We start from the raw sequence: 3,249 nt of genomic DNA on the forward strand, positions 1-3,249 counted from the left end.
GAGAAAACATGCAAGCGCAAATCACCCCAACGATGGTCGAGCCCGTCATTCCGGCCGCCCGCAAAGCAGGTCCGTCCAGACTGCGGCGTTACCTGAAGAACACCGTGCTGGGCCTGACGTTCCTGATCACCCTCAGTTTCATTGCCAACTGGCTGTGGACGATGTCCGGTTCGAACCAGTGGGAGCTGAAGATCGACGAGGGCGGCACCCAGGTCTACACGCTCAAGGCGCCGGGCGCGACGATGCTCAAGATCCGGGCGGTCATGCAGACGAAGGAATTCACCCTCAGCAATCACCTGGCGCCCTTGCTCGACACCAGCATCCAGGAAGACTGCGCCAAATGGGTGCCGAGCTGCCTGAGCTACAAGATTCTCCAGCAGTGGGACCCTAAAACCCAGAGCAACGTGACCATGTGGACGCTCGGCATGCCGGGGCCGTTCTCGCCGCGCGAAATCTTGCTGCAGGGCCAGCTGACCCAGGATCCCACGACCAAGGTGCTGACGCTGGAAAACATCGCCGTGCCGAACAAGATCGCCCCGAACGACTGCTGCGTGCGCCTTTCGCACGTGCACAACGTGTGGCGCTACACGCCCATTGGCGACGGCAACATCAAGGTGGAATTCGTCAACGACATGGACATGAGCGGCGCCTTTCCCAAGTTCCTGCTGAACCTGGGTGCGCCGGGCGAAATCCACAAGATGCTGACGATCGATAATCCCAAGCTGCTGCGCCAGGAAAAGTACCGCAACGCGCGCCTGGCTTTCATTGATGAAGGCCTGGCCAAGTGAGGACGACGGCGATGAGCTGGATAAGCGAACGATTGGAACAGTTCGGTCAACGATTGATCGCCATCAACGAATCGGGGGAAGTTACCTATGCGGACTTCCTCGGCAAGGTGGCGCAGTGGCGCGCCGCCGTTGCGCAATGGGACGTGGTGGCGGGCGACCGGGTAGGGCTGGTCTCGCACTACCACATCGATGTGGTGGCGTTGCTGCAGGCGCTGGTGGAGGCCGGCTGCATCGTGATTCCCCTGTCGGAAGACGACCGCAGCCTGTTCGACGAGCGCCTGGTCACCGTGTGCGCCACCAAGCTGGTGACGGTGCCGGCTGCAGGCGAGATTACGCCGGCCACCACCAGTTGCCGCGACCTCTCGCCGGGGACGCTGCATGGCTTGCTCGACCCGATGGTGGCGGCTGGCCGGCCCGGCTTCGTCATCTTTACCTCGGGCAGCACGGGCAAGGGCAAGGCCGTGCTGCTCGACTACGAACGCATGACGCAAAAGTTTCGCGGCAAGGTGCGCGAATCGTTCCGTACCTTGCTGTTCCTCAAACTCGACCATATCGGCGGCCTGAACACCTTGTTTTCGGTCATCTTCAATGGCGGCACCATCGTCACCTGCGCATCGCGCCAGGCCAAGGAGATCTGCGCCTGCATCGACACCTATCGGGTCGAGCTGCTGCCGACCACGCCATCGTTCCTGACCATGCTGCTGATGTCGGGCGTGCAGCGGCAATACGATCTGTCTTCCTTGAGGGTGATTACCTACGGCACCGAGGCGATGCCGGCGTCCACCTTGGCCAGCCTGCACGGCGCGCTGCCTGGGGTGGTACTCAAGCAAACCTACGGCCTGTCCGAGCTCGGCATCCTGGCTACCAAATCGAAGGATTCGGCGTCGAAATGGATGAAGATCGGCGGCGATGGTTTCGAGGTGCAGGTGCGCGAGGGCGTGCTGTGGATCAAAAGCGAGCAAGCCATGCTGGGCTACCTGAATGCGCCCAGCCCCTTCGATGCTGACGGTTGGTACAACACCGGCGACCGGGTCGAGGTCGATGGCGACTACGTGCACATCCTGGGCCGCGAGTCGGAAATCATCAACGTCGCCGGCGAAAAAGTGTTCCCGATCGAGATAGAAAGTTTTCTCCTCACCATCGACAACGTCAGGGACGTGCTGGTGCGGGCAAAGAAAAGCCCGGTGGTGGGGCAAATGGTCTGGGCGGAGTTTTTGCTGGACAGCGCCGAGGATGCCGCGGTCTTCAAAAAGCGCGTCATCGAGCACTGCCAGCGCCATCTGGCGCCGTTCAAGGTGCCTGGCTTCATCACCATCGGCAATGACGACAGCCTGGTCGGCGCACGCTTCAAAAAGATTCGCCTCGATAAGCCATCAGCCGCAACAACCACACACGGAGCATGACCATGTCGGAATTGGCAAAGAAAGTCGCCGTCGTCAGCGGCGGCAGCAAGGGTTTGGGTTTCAGCATCTGTAAGAGCCTGCTGGCGGACGGCTATCACGTCGCCACTTTCAGCCGCAAGAGCACGCCCGAACTGGACGAATTGCTCATGCGCAGCGAGGGCCGGCTGTACTGGGAAGCGCTCGATATCTGCGACGACGGCCAGCTGGGCGGCTATCTGCGCCGGGTGAAAGACAAGCTCGGCCGCGTCGGCTACCTCGTCAACAGCGCCGGCATGGCCCATGAAGGCTTGCTGACGATGATGAAGAGCAAGGACGTGGCGCGGATGATCCAGGTCAACCTGGAAGGCGCCATCAACCTGGCGCAAGCCTGCGTCAAGCAAATGATGGTCGGCCGGTTCGGCGTGATTTTGAACGTGTCCTCGGTGGTCGGCGTGCGCGGCTTCAAGGGCGTGGCGGCGTACAGCGCCACCAAGGCCGCCCTCGACGGCCTGACCCGCAGCATGGCCAAGGAGCTGGGGCCGGTCGGCATCCGCGTCAACTCGGTTGCGCCCGGTTTCATGGAAACGGAAATGACGTCCGACCTGACCGAGGCCCAAAAGGCCCGACTGGTGCGGCAAACGCCGCTGGCGCGCCTGGGGCGGGTCGAGGACGTGGCGTCCGTGGTCAAGTTTTTGCTTTCCGATGCATCAGGTTTCGTAACCGGTCAAACCCTCGTCGTCGACGGCGGCCTAACAGTCTGAACAGGAGATTTGCATGATGAGTAGCGAAGTGAAGGATGTGATCGACAGAGTCATCCGCAAGATTGCCGAGGAACGCAGCCTGAGCCTGCCAGCGCTGAAAGGCGACACCGAAGTCGTGGACGAGCTCGGGTTCTCTTCCATGATGGTGGCCGGTCTGATCGCCAATCTGGAAGAAGAGTTTGGTGTCGATCCGTTCCAGGACGAGGACGTGATGATCACCGACATCCGCACCATCAAACACCTTTGCGACGTGTATGTGAGCTGCCTCGCCCGCAGCCGCTGACCACCCGGCATCAGTTTTTCGAGAGATAGGACCGC

The 3,249-nt window shown here is 61.3% G+C and carries 4 protein-coding genes; all 4 read left to right on the top strand.

What is annotated here, in order from left to right:
• Positions 1 to 8 precede the first annotated feature (8 nt).
• The 4 genes from CR152_RS21560 to CR152_RS21575 are packed head-to-tail and all read left to right on the top strand — an operon-like array spanning position 9 to position 3,214.
• Positions 9 to 788 carry an SRPBCC family protein gene (locus CR152_RS21560; RefSeq protein WP_099878341.1) on the top strand — a complete coding sequence of 260 codons (780 nt, stop codon included), beginning with the start codon at positions 9 to 11 and terminating at the stop codon, positions 786 to 788.
• 11 nt (positions 789 to 799) lie between these two features.
• Positions 800 to 2,191: an ANL family adenylate-forming protein gene (locus CR152_RS21565; RefSeq protein ID WP_099878344.1), complete on the top strand. Its 1,392-nt coding sequence runs from the start codon at positions 800 to 802 to the stop codon at positions 2,189 to 2,191.
• Between the two features lie 2 nt (positions 2,192 to 2,193).
• Positions 2,194 to 2,931 carry an SDR family NAD(P)-dependent oxidoreductase gene (locus tag CR152_RS21570; protein ID WP_099878347.1) on the top strand — a complete coding sequence of 246 codons (738 nt, stop codon included), beginning with the start codon at positions 2,194 to 2,196 and terminating at the stop codon, positions 2,929 to 2,931.
• Positions 2,932 to 2,944: 13 nt separating this feature from the next.
• Complete coding sequence (locus CR152_RS21575; RefSeq protein ID WP_099878350.1) at positions 2,945 to 3,214, top strand: acyl carrier protein; 270 nt, start codon at positions 2,945 to 2,947, stop codon at positions 3,212 to 3,214.
• The last annotated feature ends 35 nt before the right edge of the window (positions 3,215 to 3,249 follow it).

This window comes from Massilia violaceinigra (assembly GCF_002752675.1).
Classification (GTDB): Bacteria; Pseudomonadota; Gammaproteobacteria; order Burkholderiales; family Burkholderiaceae_D; genus Telluria_A; species Telluria_A violaceinigra.

What these genes read in the sequence shown, in the direction of transcription:
- CR152_RS21560 (WP_099878341.1), top strand. Translation starts at nt 9, where the DNA reads ATGCAAGCGCAAATCACCCCAACGATGGTCGAGCCCGTCATTCCGGCC.
- CR152_RS21565 (WP_099878344.1), top strand. Translation starts at nt 800, where the DNA reads ATGAGCTGGATAAGCGAACGATTGGAACAGTTCGGTCAACGATTGATC.
- CR152_RS21570 (WP_099878347.1), top strand. Translation starts at nt 2,194, where the DNA reads ATGTCGGAATTGGCAAAGAAAGTCGCCGTCGTCAGCGGCGGCAGCAAG.
- CR152_RS21575 (WP_099878350.1), top strand. Translation starts at nt 2,945, where the DNA reads ATGATGAGTAGCGAAGTGAAGGATGTGATCGACAGAGTCATCCGCAAG.